Source organism: Leptothoe sp. EHU-05/26/07-4 (assembly GCF_043421015.1).
In the GTDB taxonomy this organism is placed as follows: Bacteria; Cyanobacteriota; Cyanobacteriia; order Phormidesmidales; family Phormidesmidaceae; genus Leptothoe; species Leptothoe turfae.
Genome location: NZ_JAXSQV010000002.1, coordinates 832568 through 852831, shown reverse-complemented (window position 1 = coordinate 852831; position 20264 = coordinate 832568). Strand labels below are relative to the sequence as shown.

Sequence of the window (20264 nt, the reverse complement as noted above, 5' to 3'; positions counted from 1 at the left end):
TGAATTTATCCCTCTTTCTCTTTTTCTTCCCTCATAAAGGTATGTCGCTCAAATACCCGCTGCCTGAGTCGATAGGTATCGCCATGCTTCAGATGAGCTTCCCAGCTTTGCAGCCGCTGCACCAATGGCTCTAGTTCAATATCCCCGGCAGCATACTGCTGCTGGAGCGTCTTTAGTCGACACCTAGCCCGACGCACATTATCATTACGTACCCTAATCCGATCCGGTAGAATGCGAAATCCAACGAAGTTGGCTCCATAGCGGGTTTCAAACAACTGACTTTTAATCGGGTGCATCTTTAGCCGCAGGGTAGCTAGATAGTCCTCCATAGCCAGACGAGCGTCTGCCAGTTCCTGGCGATCGTTTGAAAAGGCCGCAAAATCATCCACATAGCGTAGATACTGTTTGAGCTTGAGCTGGCGCTTAACGAAATGGTCAAAGGGGCTGAGGTACAGGTTTGCAAAGAACTGACTGGTGAGGTTGCCGATGGGCAGTCCCCGACGCCGCAGTGCCGGTGTCAGTAGATCATCTCCTGGAAAGTATTCAATCACCGGCATTTGCTCATTGCTGGCATCGATGATGGTGTCGATTAGCCAGAGAGTATCTGGGCATTTAAGATGCTTACGCAATAAGGTTTTGAGGATTGCATGGTCGATGGATGGAAAATATTTGGAAATGTCGCACTGTAAGCAGTGACGGTATTGCCGAGCCCAGCCGGTAAAGCGATGGAGGGCTCGGTGGGTGCCATAGCCTAGACGATTGGCATAGGTATCGTGGATCAGCGTGCGGTCTAGCCAAGGGACGATGACATTGCAGAGGGCATGGTGCACCACCCGGTCCCGGTAAGGAGCTGCTGAAATCATGCGAGGCTTGGGATCTCGGATGCGAAAAGTGCGATAGCCCCCTGGCTGATAGGTGAGGGTTTTTAGCTCAGTCTGAAGCTGCTGTAGTTCTTTCTCTAGGCGATGGTTAAAGGCTAGAACGTTGGGCCGGAAACGCTTCCCCTTTTGGGCCAGTCTAGAGGCCCTTAGCAAGTTATCGAAGGCGATCACCTGGGACCACAGGTTGCCACGACGTTTCATGGTCGAACCATAGGTTGTTTGGGCTTTGGACGTTCACCGTCTGTCTTGGCTTGCTGCTGCTTAATCCAGCCACCCAGATCGGTGCCAATGGCATTGATGAGCTGACCGGCGTACTGATATCGCTTGTGGGAGATCAAGTCAAATTCCAGTAATAGCCGAGTTTGATAGCGAAGAACATCAAGCTTGCCGTTGAGCTGCTGAAGTTGAGGTAGTTTCTGGCGTTGATAGCGGACGACGACCAAGATTTCAAGCAGGTTATAGAGTTCGGTGATGATGCGATCGCCCAGCAGAAAGCGATGCTCACGGGGCAATTTGTTAATGATGGGCACGTACCACTTCACCAGATCGTAGGTTTTTTGAATAATCGGTAGATCCTTGAGCATGGGTAAATTGACCCCGACGCAGACGCCCTTCAGAATGCCCAGAGACTCTATGTAGCGTTTTATCTCAGGGGCGTTACGGCTTGAACTGATATGCCTATGCTGATAGGTGGGGTAGGCCGCGAAGCGGGGGCTCCTGGAACAACAATCCGAGGAATTGCCGCTCCGCTTATCGCAACAACAATACGCCCGATAACCGCAACAACAACGGTTTTCGTGTAGTATGTTCAGCGCCCAGCACTCTTCTATTGCTGGTTCCTGGGCTTTGCCTGGGGACCAAGCTGGCCAGAATTGGCAGATGGGAATCTGTCAAGCGTGCCCCAGGAGAGTCCAGAGCCTATTCCAGCGATGCCCAGGCATCCAAAAATAAAACCGGGTCAGTTACTTTGGTAGGGAAACCGACGACTTAACTGGCCCACTCCACCTAACTATGCCACCTACCCTACGCCGTACTCCCCGCACTGCTAAAGGATATGTAGAGCCAGAGCTATCCGTGTCGTCTGAGGAATTGCCGCTCCATATGGTGCTAGTTCCTGGCGGTACCTTTACCATGGGCTCCCCAGAGGATGAACTAGAACGTGACAATTATGAAGGGCCTCAGCGGGAGGTCACCGTGCCATCGTTTTTTATGGGACGTTATCCGGTGACCCAAGCCCAGTGGCGAGCGGTTGTATCCTTGCCCAAGGTAGAACGTGACCTAGAAGCAAGCCCATCGAACTTCAAAGGGGATAACCATCCAGTGGACTCCGTAAGCTGGTATGACGCAGTGGAGTTTTGCCAACGGCTGGAACAGCACACCAAACGTCCCTATCGGCTCCCCAGCGAAGCAGAGTGGGAGTATGCCTGTCGAGCAGGCACCCAGACACCGTTTTATTTGGGCAACACCATTTCCACCAATGTCGCTAATTACGATGGCAACGAAATCTATGGTGATGGTGAAAAGGGAGAGTATCGAGAGGCGACTACTCCAGTAAATAAGTTTGGCATTGCCAATAGGTTTGGTTTAAGCGATATGCACGGCAATGTGTGGGAGTGGTGCCAGGATCATTGGCATGGGAATTACGAGGGAGCTCCTACCGATGGCAGTGCCTGGATAGAAGGTGGTGATTCTGATTATCGCGTACTACACGGGGGCTCCTGGCCCTTCAATCCGGGGGATTGCCGCTCCGCTTATCGCAACAACCTTACGCCCGCTAGCCGCTTCAGCTTCGGTTTTCGTGTAGTATGTTCAGCGCCCAGGATTCTCCAGTAGCCCTTTTCTCTCTTTCTCTTTTGCTCTCTTTATAGAAAATGATGCATCCTTGAAGGAGATTGCAGTAGTGTAAGACATCCTTACACTACTGCAATTGGCGATTATGTTTATTTGCCCGTTACTCGCAAGATATCCTTACACAAAAATAATGATCACTATTTTGTCTGTATCACTGCGCTGAAGGCGCAGCTATTTTAACATGGGAGTTGAATTGGTGAGTGAGAGCCTTTAACCCAAAATCTACGGTTTTGTCTGAGAGATTTTCAGAGTAAGTGATTTGAATGCTGGTGTCCTGTTGACTGTTTGCAACAGCAGCAACTAATCAACGTAGTTACGAGGTTTTCGGAGTATGCACTTAATGAGGGAATGGGCATTTTAGGTGTGTGCCAGTTGGCTGTTTTGGGCCAGATTTAGGCCAGTCATCAAAAACCTCTTTGTGTTGCTATAAAGAGGAGGCTACCTAGACTTTTAACAACATTTTAGTGTCAACCGTAGTATCCCCTTATGGTCTACTAGCCTACTAGCTTTTGTTTATTTCTCTCTTGATGTCGTTCAGACAAGAGTTGTAATTGTTCTTCGCTCATGTTCTTGTAAATCTCACCATATTTTGTGAGTGCCTTATCAAGATGAGACATCATCCGTAATACTCTGTATGAAAACTCTGACTGCTTGTCGGTGGGTAATTTTCCAATGATGTCTGTGCAGGCTTCGTCTAAATGTTGTATGGCCAATGCTGTGTCATTTAACATTGGTTCTTTCAAGCATTCAGCTACGTAGTCTACAAAAAAAGTAAACTCGCGTTCTTCTGAAAACATCGAGGTTGAGCACTTATATTCTTTGAAGTTGAGTACTAACCAGTCAAGGGTTTGACTGGCAATGTTTACCGAATTCGCTAACCATTCTGGACAAGCTGTCAATAACATAAGTCTCCTTTACTTTGTGTAGTAAGAAATTACACCTTTCAACATTTTGGCTTGAGTGAAGCCTTCCCGCGCTGTACCTTCTGGATCGCTTAAATCCGTCATTAGTTCAGTTGTTCTATCATAACCTGTGGCCCATAGCTCTAGCTCAAATTGATCACTTAAGTCAACATCAGAGCGCCCTTTGAGCATCGTTCGCTTGATGGCTCCATTGACCATCATGTAGACAACGGAAGGTGCATGAAGCTCCGCTAACCTTTCCATCAACGAGTTGTAATTATTGTCAAAGTCATCTAAAGCACTTTGCAGGGCTGCCAGTTGTTGAAGATCGAGCTGTACGGCAATATGTGGGGGAACTTGTCGTTTTTTCTGTGTCATGGTTATTCAACTCCTGAGTCACCTAAGCTGTAGCCGGTGGCATTGCCACCGGAGTAGTAAACTGTTGCTGTGTGACCGTTGGGCAGGGTGTAATAGTCGGCATAGGTATCACGGGTATGTGGATGCCCTAAGGCTCCCTCGATGGCCTGGTGGAACTGTGGCCAGTTGAGGTGCAATAGTGTGGTGGTCTGCTGGTGTGTGAGCTGGCCTGAGCTGCCAACCATATGGAATGCCTTGGAGCTTGGCCCTTGACTATGGGCAACAAGTCCGGCTGGCTGGCTTACGGCTACGGCGTCATTCCTGAATGCCTGCGTTAGGCTATTGACCGTATCACTGACCCCATCGGCACAACTGGTTAGGCCGATCAGTAAAGCCAGGTCAAGCGATATCATCGGAATTTTCCGCAGACTAGACAATCTCGTCTTTAATGGGTGCCGCATTGGTCTTAAGTAATGTTGTTGTTTTAAGGCTTTGGAATCTACACGTAACGTCATTGCCTTGATAGCCAGTGTCGATGGTGTAAAGCCAAACGAGATCACGGTGTAGAACGGCCCCACTAGGACCAATCTTTGATTTCAAGGCAAGCGCTAGATCGCTTTGTAGTTGCTTGAGTTCTTGCTTAACCTCGTCAAGGCGAGATATCAGATCGGCTATATCGTTTTGTGCTGTTATTACATCGTCAAACAGCCTTGGAATTCTGATGTCTAGGGACTCAGGGGTATTAAATGGACTGTCATCGTTCATGTTAGTTGAGATCTGAATTTGTTGGTGTTTGAGCTTCTTTGAGTCTGTAGAGCATATTTATTGACAGCATTATGGCCTCTGTTTGTAAGTCCGCGTGCTCTTCTTCTGTCGTTAATTTTTGGATAGATAGGAGGGTTTTGTATACCTCCAGTGAAAAGACTTCTAGTTTGTTGATCTCCTTTTCTTGTGCATATGGCTTTAGAAAATCAGGAATCAATTGTTATTTCTCCAGGCGTTTTTGTTGCAGTCTGTTGTAGACCTCTGCCTCTGCCTTAGCCTCGATCTTGAACCGAGCAACGCCACGCTGAGCACCGTTAAGGCGAAAACGAGCCACCTCAGCATCAGAAAAGTTAGACTCAGCTTGATTGAGGCTATGAATAAACTCGTCTAAGTCGTCTAGCTCTTGTTGTAGCGCTATCTCACTTGATGTGTTCTGGCTTGAGAGTATGGCTAAAACTCCGCCGACTTCTTCAGGCATTAACTCACCTTCAATCACTCCGGCTGATTCCCATTCTTGGGAATAGCGGTGTTTTGCATCGACTACCCAGGCATCTCTCTCTTTGGTGTCTACGGTTTTGAATTCGAAAAAGAGTGCCCTGGCTAGTTCGGTGTAGCCTTGGTCGGTTTTGAGCAGTTGCTCAGGGGCTACTTTTTTGAGCCAGGGGAACCAGCGAGTTCTTAGGGTAGAGCTGACGGTTTCTAGTTCTTCGGCTAGTTGTTTTGCGCTGTAGTGCGCTCCGGTGCGCTCCACTGCACTCTGAGTGTGCGGCGTGTTGTGCTCTGGGATGTGCGTTTGTTGTGCTGTCATGATGCTATTCCTTTATTTTCAATGGTTTGTGTTGCGCAGTTGGTTACACTCGCGGTGCGCTGCTGTTGTACTACGAGTGCGCTCTGATGTGCGCTACTCGATCTCTAAAACTCTCTTTATTGCTCCGAGAGGAGAGCTCATAACGGTGACGTGTGTATGGTCAGGAACAAGACTGTCAAACGCTGGATATATGGATGGGATCGATATTCCTCGAACACCGTGGTATGCCACCTCAGCAGGCTTTAATCCTGTCAATGGGGGGGCGATGTTCTCTGATAGGTCCATCCCTGAGAATGTAATTTGATGACAACGCTTTGTAGAGTGGAATCCCAAACTCTGTCTTTGATTTCAAAGATGGCTACTACAAAGTCTTGACGATCTGATACTGGTTGATCATCTATCATTGGTATGTCTGGTTTTAAGGTTTACTTGGAACTGGCTTTAGGTGTAGCTGAGGCGGGGTTGGAATACTGACTCAGCTACGCTGTTGAACATGTCGATCACCTCCCAAGAGTGAAATGTATTGCTAAATAAACCATTTAAAGCGGGACTACCTCCCGCTTTTTTGTTGAGATTTTGCTACTGCATCACGAAGCTCATCTATCGAAACGCCATAGAGTTCAGCCAATTTGCACCAGTCTTCAAGGGGAAGACGTGGAACAGATTTACCGTTCTCCCAGGAGCTTAGCGTAGCTGGCCTTACGTTAATAGCAACAGCTGCAACCACTTGGCTTATAGGAACTGCCTCTCTTAGAGACTTCAATGTACGGGCCTCTTCATTTCGGTATTCGTCCATAGTATACTCCACGAGTACACGTTAAACAGTTACGTTTAACGTGTACTTTTATCGACTGCATTAAGGGTGTGCGGTTGGCGACTACTCACCCCGAATGCATTTTGCCACCGTTCACGCTCTGAACGGTGGCACTAAAAAGCGGTTCCCTCCCCACATGGAAGGAACCGCCAGTAAATGTAATTAAGTTTTCGAACGATGAATGTACCCTGTCAGTATTATTACATATTTCTCAATGTACGTCTACTTCAAAACCCTCTTTTACCAACGGTTTGAGCGATTTTAACACGTACAAAAAACTGAGAAATAGCCATGCATAAAGACATAATTGACTCGATCCGCTCTGAGCGAGATCGACAGCTTTTCGATGACACACTAGGTGTGGTCGTCGGGGCTAAGTTTAAAGACGCTGCCCTGGCTCAGATAGCGTTTGCTCACGCTTTGCCGTTGGATATTGTGCGTGCAATTGCAAACGATATATTGCAATCTGCCAATGGCGCAAACCTCGATGATGACGAGTTTAACGCAGCCATCCAGCAGGTGAAATGGGTTGAAGAAAATATCGTTGATGAGGGTCTACGTCTATGGAAACTGCAAGCGATCGCCAAGCGTTATCATCGCTCCTACTCTCAGCTTCAGGAAGCCTACATTAAGGCACTGGTTAACCAGAAGCCAGTCCAGCCCTTATCGATCAAAGAGTTCAGAAAAAAGAACAAAGGCCGGATGAAATGGCTTATCCCTGGTTGGATTCCTGCTTCGACGACGTTGCTAATCCATGGGGATGGTGGAGCCGGGAAGACGCTATTTACCTATCAAATTTTTGAAGCCATTGTTTCAACTGGCTCGTGGAACGGCTACCCGATAGAGAAAGGTCCAGCGCTGTTGGTTCAGACAGATGAACCGGGCCTGGTCACCTCTGAACGTATGGATATTAGAAATATTGCTGATGAGGCACCCTTGGAGATCCTCAGTGAGTGGTCATCCGCTGCATTGCCACAGTTGGCCACCTACATCGAGCAACAACGCCCCAAGCTGGTGGTTATCGATAGCTTGAGCACCATCAATAAAGAAAGTCTGTGCAGTGAAAAAGACACTGAATACGCTAGGCCATTGCTTCACTTGAGGGACATTGCAGAGCGGTTTGACACCTGCGTCATCGTCATCCACCACAGCAATGCTCAGGGAGGAGTTAGGGGCACGACTGCCATTAAAAACAGCGTTTCGGAAGTGTGGGCGCTGCGGATGGATGGCCCCCATCGGCGTGTCCTGACCGTGGAGAAAACGCGACTCGGTAAACCGCCAGGTAAGTATGCGTTTGCCTTTGATTTGGACTTTGTAGAAATTTGAAGAGAGGAATGCACTAGGAAGCGGCAATAGGCGATAAAGAGCAAAACCAAAAGAAGCTCAGCCTATTGCCATGAATGTGCAAGATCGTATCAATCAACTCAACCAATTTCGAGATCAGGTTTACGCTAGTTTCAATCAACGCTCCGATAGTCTGATGGATTTGTTAGATGCCTTGTGTGGGAATACCCATGCCAGGTCTGTTGTTGAGTTAAGCCTCAACCCTCTGTTTCGGCGAGAGTATGGATCGTTATATGCGGCTATCGGAGCCTTGGGGGTAACCCGCGATGAGGTGAGCGCGTCAGACCAACCTGACGGGAGTCCTCCTCAGTCTCGATTTCCTCAGACGTGGATACAGTCAATTGCCAAGGGGGTACCGTCCCCGTCCCATCGGGATTATTGGTTATTTGGTGTGGATGTCACTCCGGTGAGTCGCCCCCATGCCATCACTCTTAAGGATCGTGAGTCGGTCTACAAACCCACGGTGGTGGCAGGCCAAAAACCGATCACCTTGGGGCACAACTATTCACTGATGGCCGCTATCCCCGAAGCTGAGGTCACGGGGGCGCGTCGTTGGATTGTTCCGCTCAGCGTGGAACGGGTCACCAGTTTTGAGAGCAAGGTCGGGGTGGGGCAGCAGCAGGTAGAGCGTCTGCTCAATGACGAAACCGTCCCCTGGCATGGGCAGCGGTGTGTGCTGGTGGTCGATAGTGATTATAGCCATCGCCGATTTCTCTATCCCTTCAGCACTCAGGAAAATCGAGTGATTGTCACCCGCAGTCGTGCCAATCGTGTCTTCTATCGGGTACCGCAGGCATCTACTGAGAAACGGCGTGGCCATCCTCGTTGGTATGGCCTGCGTTTCGACCTCAAAGATGAGACCACGTGGGGGGACCCTGACGAGCAAATCAGGTTTGAAACCACCACTACCAAAGGCCATCTTCGGACCGTTACCTTAACGCGTTGGCATGATCTGCTGATGAAAGGCTCACGCGCCCAACCCATGCATGCTCACCCCTTTGACCTTGTCCAAGTACAGCTCACTGACCCCACCGGACACCGCATCTTCAAACCCCAATGGCTCATCGTCTTTGGCCACTCTCGGCGACCGCTAGATACCCGCAATGCCTACCAAGGCTATACCGAGCGTTTCAATCTTGAACACGGCATTCGCTTCACGAAGCAGAACCTCATGATGAATGACCTGCAAACCCCTGATGTCACTCAAGAGGAAGCCTGGGTTCAATTCTCCTGGTTAGCTTATGCTCAATTGTGGATGGCACGCTTGTTGGCTCAGGGACTCCCGCAACCGTGGCAACGATTTTTACCCGATTACACTCAACACCATTGCACACCAGCCATGGTTCAGCGTGACTTCACGCGAATTATTCGGCAGATTGGCACCCCGGCTGCTGAGTCCAAACCCCGAGGTAAATCTCCGGGGCGCACCGTTGGAACCACCTTACCTCACAGACCGAGACGACCCATTATCAAACGGGGGCGGGCTAGACTGAAAAAGAAGAAAAAAGCAGCTTAACGTTGATTGCTTGCACTCATGTTGCCCGGTGACAACACACTCTGCAATCGGCAGAGATAGAAGCTCTTGCCTCTTTTTTTGTTAAAAGTCCAACTTTGATGATAGCGACTTCAGTTATCAGCTACTGGGCGATCAAGATGCTGATGGTGAAGTGGAAGACACGACCAACCAGGAAGAACGGATCCGGCTGTGGCTTAACGAAGATGATCGGGTAGGTATTCCGTGGTCAGCCCCTGAAATATCAGAATTCCTAGCCATAACCCCCAATACAACTAGGCGGTTGCTACGGGAGCTATGGGCAACGGGACGAATCAATCGAGACAGATTCAATAAAAACCGCTACTTCTCTTACTACGTGGGGGAATTAAGGGATTTTGTACAGTCAGATCTACCTTGTGACACTTAACAGAAATACAAGTGATCAACTGACTGTTTGACTCTTAGGACACTTTTTGCTGATCAGTTGTTGAAACCCATACCCAGCAATTGATTGAGTGCCAACTGATCAACTGATCAGCAAAAATCGCATTTTTTTCTTAGTAGAAATGGCCAAAATCGCTGATCAGTTGATCACTTAAAGTGATCCAGATCACAAGTAGGGCCTTCAAAGCATTCAAACGCCGCAAAAATCATGTAAAAAAATATACTAATTTGTTGTGATCTCGATCACTTTAAGTGATCAGCACAAGTGATCGGCAAGTGATCAGGCAAGTGATCAGCCGGTCCTTATTGAGAATGCGTTACAAGCCGTAACAAAACGAGGGTAGTTTTCCACAGGTGTACTATAGGACAGTTGAGTAAGCGACATAAAAAAGGCTCAGTATCTGTACATAATCGCAATGGCATGCTCAGGCTGCGATGGACCTATCAAAGTCGTGGTTACTCGCTGGCTGTGGGTCTGCCCGATACGCCGATCAATCGGGCGGCGGCTGAAGCGAAGGCCGCAAAAATTCAAATTGACATTGCCCTAGAACAGTTCGATACCACGTTAACCCGGTATCGGTTTAATCCCGATGGCGGAAGGCTGGATAGTAGTTTGTTTGAAAAGTTCGTTCGGTGGAAAGTGCAAAATGGATTAGCAGAGCACACAGCGGGCAACCAGTACCGGACTCGTCGGAATGATTTAAAGCGGTTTGGGACGATCTCAAGTATTCAAGATGCTGAGCGTTTTTGTGGCACATTACAAAAACGACTGACTGGATACAATTACAACAATTGTCTCTATACCTATAAAGAGTTTTCTCGATGGGCTGTTAAACATGGCCAGACAACCCAGGATTACTTTAAAGACATTTCTCCTCTCAAAAATTCTACTCGACAAAAGAATAAGCGAGAACCGTTTACCACTGACGAGATTAAGCGAATACTGGAAGTTTTCAGAACCACTGAGTTCTTAGATCATTATGCTGATTTTGTTCTGTTCTTATTTTGTTCGGGAACTAGGCCAAGTGAAGCGGTAGGGCTGCGGTGGTCATCAGTAGATCTAGAGGCACAAACCATCATTATTCAAGAGGCGATAGTACGACGTGGTGGTCATGGTCCGGCAATTAGAAAGGGGACAAAGAACGGAGTGGTTCGGACGCTGGCGCTATCGGCTCCAGCCCTGGCAATGCTCCAAAGGCGACGAGGGGAGAATAATCCGGATGATCTAGTATTTACTGCCCCCAAGGGCGGAGTTATCAACGCATCATCCTTTGCTAAGCGGTATTGGAATAAAGCACTACAGCTAGCCAAGGTCCCCCATCGTCCTCTGTACACCACACGTCATACCCTGATCAGTCACGGTATCGAGTCCGAGAATTGGACTGTAGCCCAGGCTGCAGAAATAGCAGGGGATTCAGTCTCTACGGTAGCAAAGCATTACATCCACCAGGTTACCATGCCATCAATGCCCGACTTTGGAGAATAGCGGACGTAATCTGTACGTTATCTATATTCATGGCAAGAAAAAGCCTTGTATAATAAGGCTTTCAGCTCCGAGGAATCGCATGCCTCAATCTGTACTCCATGTTGTTGCCTATGCAGTTGTTGAGAACCAACAGCTGCTCACTGTCCGTAAAAAAAATACCCACAAGTTTATGTTTCCCGGTGGTAAGTTCCAGCCGGGTGAGAATGCGAAAGCGGCTATTCAGCGAGAGGTTCGGGAAGAACTAAGCTGTGAGATTGCCCCTGGCACTATTGAGCTCCTTGGTAAATATGTGACAACGGCTGCCAATGAAGCTGACACTGAGCTGGTGGCCACTGTGTTTCAAGGGGATTTGATTGGTACTCCTACGGCATCTAATGAAATTGTTGAGCTCCAGTGGATACCGATTATGGCGGAGGATTATGTAATTGAGCTTGCTCCGCTGATTACTGACTGTATTTTGCCGCAGCTTAGGATGTCGTAACCCGTCATCAGAAATCCTTAGTTATTTCTCACTAGCTCTCTATGTTGATGCTTTGTAAAAAGGTTTTTTGACTACGGTAGCAGGTACTGTTTTCTGACGGATTTGGACATTGATTACTGTGCCCACTTTAGCGAGTTCAATGGGGACATAGGCCAGTGCCACTGGATATCCCAGTGTGGGAGATAGGGTGCCACTGGTAACAATACCTATTTGTTTGTCATCCTGAATAATTGGATAGTTATGACGAGCAATATTGCGACCTTCTAGCTGTAGGCCCACCAGACGACGGGTGACTCCATCCGCCTTTTGTTGGGCAAGACTATCTCGACCGATGAAGTTGGGCACTTTATCTAGGTGGACTAACCAGCTCAGTCCGCCTTCTAGCGGTGTGGTTTCATCGTTAATGTCCTGACCGTAAAGGGCCATGGATGCTTCTAGTCTCAGGGTATCCCTTGCCCCCAGACCGCAGGGTTCAGCGCCATGTTCTTGTAGCGCTTGCCAGATAGCAGTAGCACCGTCGGCCTCTACCATTATTTCAAACCCGTCTTCACCGGTATAGCCTGTGCGGGCAAGGAACGATTTGTGTCCCAGCACCTGGCCATAGGCGTGGTTGTAACGACGAATAACGCTGAGGTCAATATCTGCAATTTTCTGTAAAGTTTCTACCGCTTTGGGACCCTGTACAGCGATTAGGGCATGGGTTTGGGAATTGTCGTGCAGTTCGACATTGGCTAGATGTTCAAGTAGCCATGTCTTGTCTTTATCAGTTGTTGCGGCATTGACGATGAGAGTGACCTGTTCACCTTCGTCATAAATAATTAGATCATCAATGATGCCGCCCTGGGGATTAAGCAATACGGTGTACTGTGCTTTGCCAGGGGAGAGTTTGTCTAAATCTGAGGGAACGAGTTGCTGTAGCGATCGCAAAACATGATCCCCAGTCAAAATGAATTTCCCCATGTGGGAAATATCAAAGATGCCCACTTCGTTACGTACAGCGGCATGTTCTTGCTTGATACCGCTAAACTGCACCGGCATTTCCCAACCCGCAAAGTCAGTCATGCGGGCTTTGTTTTGAATACATAAATCGTAAAGCGGGGTACGAAGCAAACTCATGGTAAGCGGAGAGACAGTATAGACAATCCTACTCTCTCGTTTGACCCTATTTTTATCTATTGAAAGACATCTATGGATAGGCAATTCCGTACTTTATGGGGTATAAATCATGCTATTCAATGGGAAGGTAAAATTTCGCTGCAATTGATTGGAATAGCTCTTCAGGGAATACTAAGACCTCTCAGGGTTAGCGATCATGACAGAACATGCCATCTACACACTATTCCTCTTGGTTTGCCCATCAGCTTCAGGGTCTGATAAATCGCGGTCAGCGCAATCTAACGGCTCAACCATCCCATCGCTTTGTGTTGTTTGGCGAAGACTTTAGCGGTGGGCGCATGGTGACGGATTTGCTACGTCAGGTGGTGACCGACACTCGCTATGGTTCCTTGCCATCGACGTGGACCATGGAACCGCTATTAGAACAGCGACACTTTTTCCCGTTACGGCATATTCAGCGCCATGGATTGGCTTGTCCCGATTATCTGTTCGGATTCAAACTATCGGCAGCAGATCTGATTAAGACCCATGGTATGAACGAACCCTCTCGGTTTATGGCCATCCTCTACGACCAGGGGTATAAGGTCATTCATCTGCGGCGGCGAGATTTAATGCGCCATGGGATTGCAGTTCTTAAGGCCCAACAGCCTGGTAGTCGTCACATCAACCCTACAGCTTTGATTGCCACCCTCAAAAAGCTAGATGAGCAACGCATTTCTGAAGCTGCCATTGTTGGCCAGGTACCGCATCTGACGATTACCTATGAAACTGATCTGTTAGATCCCAACGTCCACGACACAGTAGCCCAGCGTCTGTGTCGTTTCTTATCGCTACAGCAGCGTAAGCGGGTTCAGTACTCCATAAAATTAGTGCACCAAAGACTTTCAGATCTCATCGCTAACTACGACGAAGTCCATACTGCTTTAGAAAATTCAGACTATGCCTATGTGTTGACTGAGGCTTCGGCAAAGCTAGTTATCTAAAGATGGAATAGTTTTGAATTATTCGCCTTTTAAGATGGTTGCCTCAAGTCAAAGGCTCATCACCCAAAATTCAAGATTCAATTCTATTCACCCTGGTTTGCTAACGCTGTGGCCGCATTTCGTCGCCACATGGTCGGTTTAATGCGTCTGAGGGCTGATGCGGGAAATTGCTGATTCCATTCTTCGTCACTTAGGTTGGCCAGGTCCTTTAACTTAGGAGCCACATTACCAGGGTAGGGTTCAAACTCAGCCACATCCGTGGGTTTGGCAAAGCGCTGATTCCAGGGGCATACGTCCTGGCAAATGTCGCAACCGGCAACCCAGTTATCCAGATGGTTGGCCACATGAGATGGCAGCTGCTCACTACGGTTTTCGATGGTGTGATAGGCAATACAGCGGCTAGCATCAACCACACCGGGGGCACGAATTGCACTGGTCGGACAGGCATCAAGACAGCGGGTACAGGTGCCGCAGTGGTTAGTGTGTGGGCGCGATGCCGGTAGGGGCAGATTGGTTAAAACCTCGCCTAAAAACACCCAAGAACCATAATCACGGGTGATCAGGTTGCCATTTTTGGCCACCCAGCCCAACCCCGCTGCCTCGGCCCAGAATTTATCCTGCACCGGTCCTGTATCGGCATAATAGCGAGCCAGGATAGGCTGACCGTTGTCATCCGGTTGCGCCTGCAGCCATAGCGATAGCTGTTTCAACTTTTTGTGCATGACCCGATGGTAGTCGCGCCCCCAGCCATAGCGGGCGATTTTGCCATATTCAGGGCTTTCAGGTCGCTGGTGGTAGGTGTAATAATTGAGCGCTACACAAATGATCGACCTCACCTCTGGCATCACCCGGCGAATGTCTTGGCGTTTTGGGTTGGCCATCCATGCCATATCTGCCTGATGCCCCTGGTCTAACCATTGCTGGAGCCGTGTCTGCATCGTCTTTTCCTGAACACTTGGCTCAGGCGTCACAGCCACAATCCCAACGCGATGGAAGCCTAATGTTTTCACCTGTTGCTTAATCTCAGCAAGCAGTGGATTGGTTACTGGGGAGGAGGGAGAGATGGAATCTGGCACTGCATTACTACCCGGACCTGACGACTAAATCCATGATGGTCTTCATGGTTAACAATGGCACGGATATCTGGAGTGTAGTCTTCTGGAACAACAATTTCAAATCCTAACCGTTGGTAAAAAGGAATTGTCCAAGGGATATGGCGAAATGTGGTTAAGGTGACCGTTGCAAAGCCTTGCTTACGGGCAGCCTCAACCACTTGCTTCATCAGAGCTGTGCCAATACCCTGTCGACTGTAATCAGGCAAAACATCAAGCTCCACCACAAAATAGCCGGTGGGTAAGCGATCAACGACTACAAACCCGACGAGCGAGGTCTGAGGTATTGCCGTGGCTGCTACCCATAGATGCCGTTGATGTAAGGCCTGATTTAGAAAATCAACGGAGACAATATCGTCTAGTGTTCCTGGAGTTAGCCCCAATGGACCGAGATAGGGGACATAACGTTGGGCTGCCGCTCGCTCTATGGCAGGCAGATGTTCAACATCCGATGGTTGGGCTGGCCGAATTAGATAGCCCACGGCGTACTCTACCGCATTGACCATATCCCCATTGTCCATTCCTTTTATCTTTGAATACTGATTTATTTGTATCCCAATCTTGTTTTTTGGGAAAGTCTTTATTTCTCTCCTTGCTGAAAATAATACGTCACAATTTAATAGGAAATTTGGTAACAAAAGATACTTCTCAAAAGGTAGTGACCTTTAATACTGGAGCCAACAAGGAAGGTTTCTAGGGTTCCGATTTAATCATTTGAGATATCTCGATGTTAAATGTCTGGTCCGAGAGAAACCGCCAGTTTTCTGGTACACGGCGGGATAAAAGCCCGGGAGAAACCGTTCAGCAGCTTGTGTCTGCTATGGATTCTCTCGGGCTTTTAATTTTTTGATTTCCTGTTGAATGTCATAACGGTTCAATATCCTTGCCTATTTAGCGCTATGCACCAACATCATGAGTGACACACCTACCTTTCGTAATCCAGCTGATTCAGAGGCGAACCGCGCCCTAGAGCGTGAGGCTCAACTGCCCCTCACGGGCTGGCAACAGGAAGTAGCCCAAGGGTTGGAGTATGGGTTAGAGGCCGCCGATAGTATTCGCGATCGCACCATTCCCACCTTCTCTCGTGGCGAGCTCCCCCACTACGCTGGCATTAATACCTTTCTCAAAGCTCCCTATATCGAGGACGTCCGCAAGGTGGGTGACTATGACATTGCCATTGTGGGTGTCCCCCACGACTCTGGCACCACCTATCGTCCTGGTACCCGCTTTGGTCCCCAAGGTATTCGTCGCATCTCCGCTCTCTACACCCCCTACAACTTTGAAATGGGGATTGATCTACGAGAGCAAATTACCCTTTGTGATGTGGGCGATATTTTTACAATTCCTGCCAACAACGAAAAGTCTTTTGACCAAATTTCTAAAGGCATCGCCCATATTTTCAGTTCCGGTGCGTTTCCCATCATTCTCGGCGGTGACCACTCCATCGGATTTCCCACTGTGCGAGGTGTATGCCGTCACCTGGGGGATAAAAAAGTCGGCATTATCCACTTTGATCGCCATGTGGATACTCAAGAAACTGACCTGGATGAGCGCATGCATACCTGCCCCTGGTTCCATGCCACCAATATGAAAAATGCGCCTGCTAAGAATTTAGTACAGTTGGGCATTGGCGGGTGGCAGGTGCCACGCCAGGGCGTCAAAGTATGTCGTGAGCGGGCCACCAACATTCTCACGGTTACAGACATTACTGAGATGGGGCTGGACGCCGCCGCTGACTTTGCCCTAGAACGAGCCCTGGATGGCACCGACTGTGTTTATATCAGTTTCGATATTGATTGCATTGATGCCGGATTTGTCCCCGGTACCGGTTGGCCTGAGCCCGGTGGCCTCCTGCCGCGTGAGGCCCTATACCTGCTGGGCAAAATCATTCGCGATGCCCCAGTCTGCGGCCTAGAGGTGGTAGAAGTCTCACCACCCTACGACATCAGTGACATGACCTCTCTGATGGCCACCCGCGTAATTTGTGATGCCATGGCTCACCTGGTGCAATCTGGACAGCTGCCAAGGACAGGCACCCCTGACTATATTCACGCCGAGGCCAACATGGATGTCGGCAACGATTGGCAATAAACCAACCATGCACGAAACCGACATGACCAAAGCCTTAATTGGCACCATTCGCGACTGGTGGGACTCTCAGCCGGAAACCCCGATCATTGAAAAGGTTCATCTGATTGTGGGGGCATTTACCTGTGTCGAACCGGCCAGTTTGCAGTTTGCCTTTGACGTACAGACCCAGGGAACGTTTCTCGACGGTGCTCAGTTGGTGATTAAGGATGTTCCCCTGGTGGCCCACTGTCATACCTGCCGCGCTGATTATCGACCTGAATTTGGCAGCCAATATGCTTGTCCCACCTGTCATAGCCCCATGGAAGATATTCGATCTGGTCGGGAATTAAAAATTGACCGCCTTGAATGTGTTGTGGCCTAATGCCACCCCCCTTGTGGAGACGTTCCATGGAACGTCTCCACACCCCGTTGTCCATTGCCCATTACCTATACAATGCACCAAACCTTTGACGCCGCCCTCGAAATGAATCTGCTCCATGCCAATCAGAAAGGAGCCGATCACAACCGTGCCCATTTTGATGAATGGGGCATCACCTGTATCAACCTGATGAGTAGTCCTGGTGCGGGTAAAACCCAGCTGCTGGAAACTACACTTAACGGCTTACAGAGCTTAAATATCGCTGTGATTGAAGGGGACATGACCACTGAGCTGGATGCCAATCGCCTCCGTCAGTACGGTGTTCCGGTCATTGCCATCAACACCGGTCGTTCCTGCCATCTAGACTCCAAAATGGTGGCTGGTGGCATACATCAGCTGCAACATGAGCAAGATCCCGCCAGTCTGGATCTCGTTGTTGTTGAGAACGTCGGTAATCTGGTTTGCCCTGCTGAATTTGAAGTGGGTGAGCATGCCAAAGTTGCTCTACTCAGCGTGACTGAAGGAGAAGACAAACCTCTGAAATATCCGGTGATGTTCCGAGAAGCAGATTGTTTGTTGATCACTAAAACAGATTTAGCACCCTATCTGGATGTTGACTTAGAAGAGATTGAAGCTAACGTCAGACAAATTAATCCCAATGTGATGATCTTTCGTGTGTCTGCCAAGACTGGTGACGGTCTAGCGGGCTGGTTTGAGTGGGTTCAGCAGACGGTTGCTAATCAGCCAAACCGTTTACAGCTCACAGTATGACGTTCCAAGGTCCTGTATAAAAGCTTTGTCCCTATGCAAAGCTTTAGGTTTTCAGCAGACAAAACCATTGGCTACAACCTGGATGTGATGCGATTGCTGATTTAGGGGATGAATCAATCTAGAGCTATTGCTATTTGACGATATCTCACAACTAAAGTCATCCCGAGGATCAGCAATGCCGATGTGATTACCCAAGACAGCTACTAACTAGTTCCACAGTTTAGTGAGGTGTGCGATGCGACGACAACGATTTTTATCTACATGTTTAGCCTTTGTCTTTGGTGTGGTGGTTGCTGTAGGGTGTGCTGGCAATGCTCCAGAAACCACCTCTGAACCTGCCGCTGATGCCCCAGAGATAGCTGCGGCTGAAGGTGCTCCTTTAGTGATTGGATACAGTAATTGGCCCGGCTGGCTACCCTGGGCTGTAGCGGAAGAAAAAGGACTGTTCGAGGCCAATGGAGCCAATGTAGAACTCAAGTGGTTTGACGGCTATCTAGCCTCCATGGAGGCCTTTGCTGCTGGTCAGCTGGATGGGAATAGTCAAACGTTGAACGACACCATTTCATTTGCGGCGGATGCTGTCAATGGGGAAGTGGCTGTTTTGGTCAATGACAACTCAGCCGGCAATGACAAAGTGATTGTTGCTGAAGGTATTAATAGTGTGGAAGATCTAAAGGGCAAGACTGTTGCCCTAGAAGCAGGGGTGGTGGGTGACTTTATGCTTACCCAGGCCCTGGAGAAGGCTGGTATGTCTCGTTCTGATATCACCATCAAGAATTTAGAAACGGGGGCAGCGGCGGCAGCGTTTGCCTCTGGTCAGGTGGATGCCTTTGCTGGATGGCCACCTTTCTGGGGGATTGCCCTGGAACGTGAAGGTAGCAAAGAACTGTTATCGTCCAAGGATTATCCAGGGGCAATTCCTGACCTATTGGTGGTGAGTCAAACAATGATTGATGAGCAACCTGAACAGGTACAGGCTTTGGTTAACACTTGGTTTGCCACCCTTGATTACATCGCCAAAAATCCAGAGGAGTCTAATAAAATCATGGCGGAGCGCTCTGGTGTTTCCGTTGAAGACTATGAAGATTTTAAAGCGGGTACTCGCATCTTCACCATTGAAGAGAATTTAGAAGCGTTTAGCGAGGGTGAGGGTATGAAACACATGCCCTTTGCTGCGCAGAAAATGAACGACTTTATGGTGGATGTGGGCTTTATTGAGGCCGGTCCTGAAGATTTGGGTGCCATCTTAGATGACAGTTTCGTGAAAGCCTATTCAGAGGGCTTGTAAATAGACCTGATGGTAGGGGCGAACTGTGCGCCCCTACCTGTTTTTTATGTTTTCTTAGGAAGAACGACCGATGACTCAAACATCTGAACCGTTCAAAGATGATTTTGAGCCAACGCCTAAAAGCCTAGAGCCCACGGTGTTTTGGCGTATTGCTGAAGAGATTCCAGATTCGCTGAACTGGATTCTAATTGTTGCTTCCGTAGTAGTGCCTTTAACAGCCTGGTGGCTATTGTCTAACTATACGGGGGTAAATCCTAAGTTCTTGCCTAGTCCTCAGAATGTGGCTGGCGCTTTTCAACGACTATGGGAAAAAGGATTTATCACCCAAGATATTTTTGCAAGTTTTGGGCGAGTAACGATTGGCTTCACCTTGGCGGCGATTGTCTCGATACCGTTGGGAATCAGTATGGGAGCCTTTGCCAGTATTCGTGCCATGCTGGAGCCGATTGTTGGGATTTTGCGGTACATGCCTGCTCCGGCGTTTATTCCGCTGTTAATTATCTATCTGGGTCTAAATGAGGAACCTAAAATCGCACTTATTGTGATCGGTACGGTGTTTTACAACACTCTGATGATCATGGATGCGGTTAAATTTGTGCCTAAGGACTTGATCGAGACTACCTATACTCTGGGGGGACGACGCTGGCAGGTGCTGATGTCAGTGATTACGCCCTACGTTATTCCGAGTATTATCGATACTTTTCGTATTAACGTCGCCACAGCTTGGAACTTGGTGGTAATTGCCGAGCTGGTGGCAGCCGAGGAAGGGTTGGGCAAACGTATTCTGCTGGCCCAGCGCTTCTTTAAAACTGATGAGATTTTTGCTTGCCTGATTATGTTGGGAGTCATCGGATTTGCTTTAGATTTAATCTTTCGTTGGGTGCTCAAGACAAGCTGTAAGTGGGCGTTTGATTAGT

23 protein-coding genes and 1 riboswitch are annotated in these 20264 nt (G+C 48.6%); of the genes, 12 read left to right on the top strand and 11 right to left on the bottom strand.

Features of this window, described 5'->3' with window-relative positions; genetic code table 11:
* Nucleotides 1–5: 5 nt before the first annotated feature.
* Together U2F10_RS05390 and avd are read right to left on the bottom strand one after the other, a co-directional pair.
* Nucleotides 6–1082 (bottom strand): RNA-directed DNA polymerase, encoded by a 1077-nt coding sequence (locus U2F10_RS05390; protein ID WP_499871168.1) that lies wholly within the window; start codon nt 1080–1082, stop codon nt 6–8.
* Nucleotides 1079–1465 carry a diversity-generating retroelement protein Avd gene (avd, locus tag U2F10_RS05385; RefSeq protein WP_499871167.1) on the bottom strand — a complete coding sequence of 129 codons (387 nt, stop codon included), beginning with the start codon at nt 1463–1465 and terminating at the stop codon, nt 1079–1081. Before avd ends, U2F10_RS05390 begins: the two co-directional genes overlap by 4 nt.
* Before the next feature lie 90 nt (nt 1466–1555).
* Here avd and U2F10_RS05380 point away from each other — a divergent pair, with 90 nt between their 5' ends.
* Together U2F10_RS05380 and U2F10_RS05375 are read left to right on the top strand one after the other, a co-directional pair.
* On the top strand, nt 1556–1684 hold the full coding sequence (locus tag U2F10_RS05380; protein WP_499871165.1) for a hypothetical protein: 129 nt from the start codon (nt 1556–1558) through the stop codon (nt 1682–1684).
* Between the two features lie 208 nt (nt 1685–1892).
* Nucleotides 1893–2714: a formylglycine-generating enzyme family protein gene (locus U2F10_RS05375; RefSeq protein WP_499871163.1), complete on the top strand. Its 822-nt coding sequence runs from the start codon at nt 1893–1895 to the stop codon at nt 2712–2714.
* Nucleotides 2715–3226: 512 nt separating this feature from the next.
* On the opposite strand, the gene U2F10_RS05370 is transcribed toward U2F10_RS05375, so the two are convergent.
* The 6 genes from U2F10_RS05370 to U2F10_RS05345 form a co-directional block, all read right to left on the bottom strand.
* Entirely contained in the window at nt 3227–3637 is a 411-nt protein-coding gene (locus tag U2F10_RS05370; protein ID WP_499871161.1) for a hypothetical protein, read from the bottom strand.
* 9 nt (nt 3638–3646) lie between these two features.
* The gene (locus U2F10_RS05365; protein ID WP_499871160.1) at nt 3647–4012 is read right to left on the bottom strand and encodes a hypothetical protein; all 366 of its coding nucleotides are present in this window, start codon (nt 4010–4012) and stop codon (nt 3647–3649) included.
* A gap of 2 nt (nt 4013–4014) precedes the next feature.
* The gene (locus tag U2F10_RS05360; protein ID WP_499871159.1) at nt 4015–4404 is read right to left on the bottom strand and encodes a hypothetical protein; all 390 of its coding nucleotides are present in this window, start codon (nt 4402–4404) and stop codon (nt 4015–4017) included.
* Nucleotides 4405–4420: 16 nt separating this feature from the next.
* Entirely contained in the window at nt 4421–4756 is a 336-nt protein-coding gene (locus tag U2F10_RS05355; protein WP_499871157.1) for a hypothetical protein, read from the bottom strand.
* A gap of 220 nt (nt 4757–4976) precedes the next feature.
* Nucleotides 4977–5564: a hypothetical protein gene (locus U2F10_RS05350; protein ID WP_499871156.1), complete on the bottom strand. Its 588-nt coding sequence runs from the start codon at nt 5562–5564 to the stop codon at nt 4977–4979.
* A 550-nt stretch (nt 5565–6114) separates the two neighbouring features.
* Nucleotides 6115–6360 (bottom strand): helix-turn-helix domain-containing protein, encoded by a 246-nt coding sequence (locus tag U2F10_RS05345; RefSeq protein WP_163697153.1) that lies wholly within the window; start codon nt 6358–6360, stop codon nt 6115–6117.
* Nucleotides 6361–6669: 309 nt separating this feature from the next.
* Here U2F10_RS05345 and U2F10_RS05340 point away from each other — a divergent pair, with 309 nt between their 5' ends.
* The 4 genes from U2F10_RS05340 to U2F10_RS05325 all read left to right on the top strand — a co-directional run bounded on the left by U2F10_RS05340 (nt 6670) and on the right by U2F10_RS05325 (nt 11628).
* On the top strand, nt 6670–7704 hold the full coding sequence (locus tag U2F10_RS05340) for an AAA family ATPase (RefSeq protein WP_499871154.1): 1035 nt from the start codon (nt 6670–6672) through the stop codon (nt 7702–7704).
* A 70-nt stretch (nt 7705–7774) separates the two neighbouring features.
* Nucleotides 7775–9238 (top strand): transposase, encoded by a 1464-nt coding sequence (locus tag U2F10_RS05335; protein ID WP_499870799.1) that lies wholly within the window; start codon nt 7775–7777, stop codon nt 9236–9238.
* 793 nt (nt 9239–10031) lie between these two features.
* Nucleotides 10032–11147 carry a tyrosine-type recombinase/integrase gene (locus U2F10_RS05330; protein WP_499871152.1) on the top strand — a complete coding sequence of 372 codons (1116 nt, stop codon included), beginning with the start codon at nt 10032–10034 and terminating at the stop codon, nt 11145–11147.
* Between the two features lie 79 nt (nt 11148–11226).
* Nucleotides 11227–11628: an NUDIX hydrolase gene (locus tag U2F10_RS05325; protein ID WP_163697147.1), complete on the top strand. Its 402-nt coding sequence runs from the start codon at nt 11227–11229 to the stop codon at nt 11626–11628.
* A gap of 39 nt (nt 11629–11667) precedes the next feature.
* On the opposite strand, the gene gcvT is transcribed toward U2F10_RS05325, so the two are convergent.
* The gene (gene gcvT, locus U2F10_RS05320) at nt 11668–12744 is read right to left on the bottom strand and encodes a glycine cleavage system aminomethyltransferase GcvT (protein WP_499871151.1); all 1077 of its coding nucleotides are present in this window, start codon (nt 12742–12744) and stop codon (nt 11668–11670) included.
* Nucleotides 12745–12950: 206 nt separating this feature from the next.
* On the opposite strand from gcvT, the gene U2F10_RS05315 reads away from it, so the two are divergent.
* Nucleotides 12951–13727: a hypothetical protein gene (locus U2F10_RS05315; protein ID WP_499871149.1), complete on the top strand. Its 777-nt coding sequence runs from the start codon at nt 12951–12953 to the stop codon at nt 13725–13727.
* Between the two features lie 83 nt (nt 13728–13810).
* Here the strand turns inward: U2F10_RS05315 and queG are convergent, their stop codons facing one another.
* The gene (gene queG, locus U2F10_RS05310) at nt 13811–14803 is read right to left on the bottom strand and encodes a tRNA epoxyqueuosine(34) reductase QueG (protein WP_499871147.1); all 993 of its coding nucleotides are present in this window, start codon (nt 14801–14803) and stop codon (nt 13811–13813) included.
* Complete coding sequence (locus U2F10_RS05305) at nt 14770–15345, bottom strand: GNAT family N-acetyltransferase (RefSeq protein ID WP_499871146.1); 576 nt, start codon at nt 15343–15345, stop codon at nt 14770–14772. The genes queG and U2F10_RS05305 overlap by 34 nt, the downstream gene beginning before the upstream one ends.
* Nucleotides 15346–15521: 176 nt before the next feature.
* A riboswitch (guanidine-I (ykkC/yxkD leader) is annotated at nt 15522–15635 on the top strand.
* Between the two features lie 116 nt (nt 15636–15751).
* Here U2F10_RS05305 and U2F10_RS05300 point away from each other — a divergent pair.
* From U2F10_RS05300 to U2F10_RS05280, 5 genes are all read left to right on the top strand, one after another.
* Nucleotides 15752–16930 (top strand): agmatinase family protein, encoded by a 1179-nt coding sequence (locus U2F10_RS05300; RefSeq protein WP_163671427.1) that lies wholly within the window; start codon nt 15752–15754, stop codon nt 16928–16930.
* Between the two features lie 7 nt (nt 16931–16937).
* The gene (gene hypA / locus U2F10_RS05295; protein ID WP_163671428.1) at nt 16938–17291 is read left to right on the top strand and encodes a hydrogenase maturation nickel metallochaperone HypA; all 354 of its coding nucleotides are present in this window, start codon (nt 16938–16940) and stop codon (nt 17289–17291) included.
* Nucleotides 17292–17363: 72 nt separating this feature from the next.
* On the top strand, nt 17364–18059 hold the full coding sequence (gene hypB / locus U2F10_RS05290; protein ID WP_163671429.1) for a hydrogenase nickel incorporation protein HypB: 696 nt from the start codon (nt 17364–17366) through the stop codon (nt 18057–18059).
* A gap of 235 nt (nt 18060–18294) precedes the next feature.
* Complete coding sequence (locus U2F10_RS05285; RefSeq protein ID WP_499871145.1) at nt 18295–19347, top strand: ABC transporter substrate-binding protein; 1053 nt, start codon at nt 18295–18297, stop codon at nt 19345–19347.
* A gap of 70 nt (nt 19348–19417) precedes the next feature.
* Nucleotides 19418–20263, top strand: coding sequence for an ABC transporter permease (locus U2F10_RS05280; protein WP_490794888.1), 846 nt, complete (start codon nt 19418–19420; stop codon nt 20261–20263).
* Nucleotide 20264: the final 1 nt, after the last annotated feature.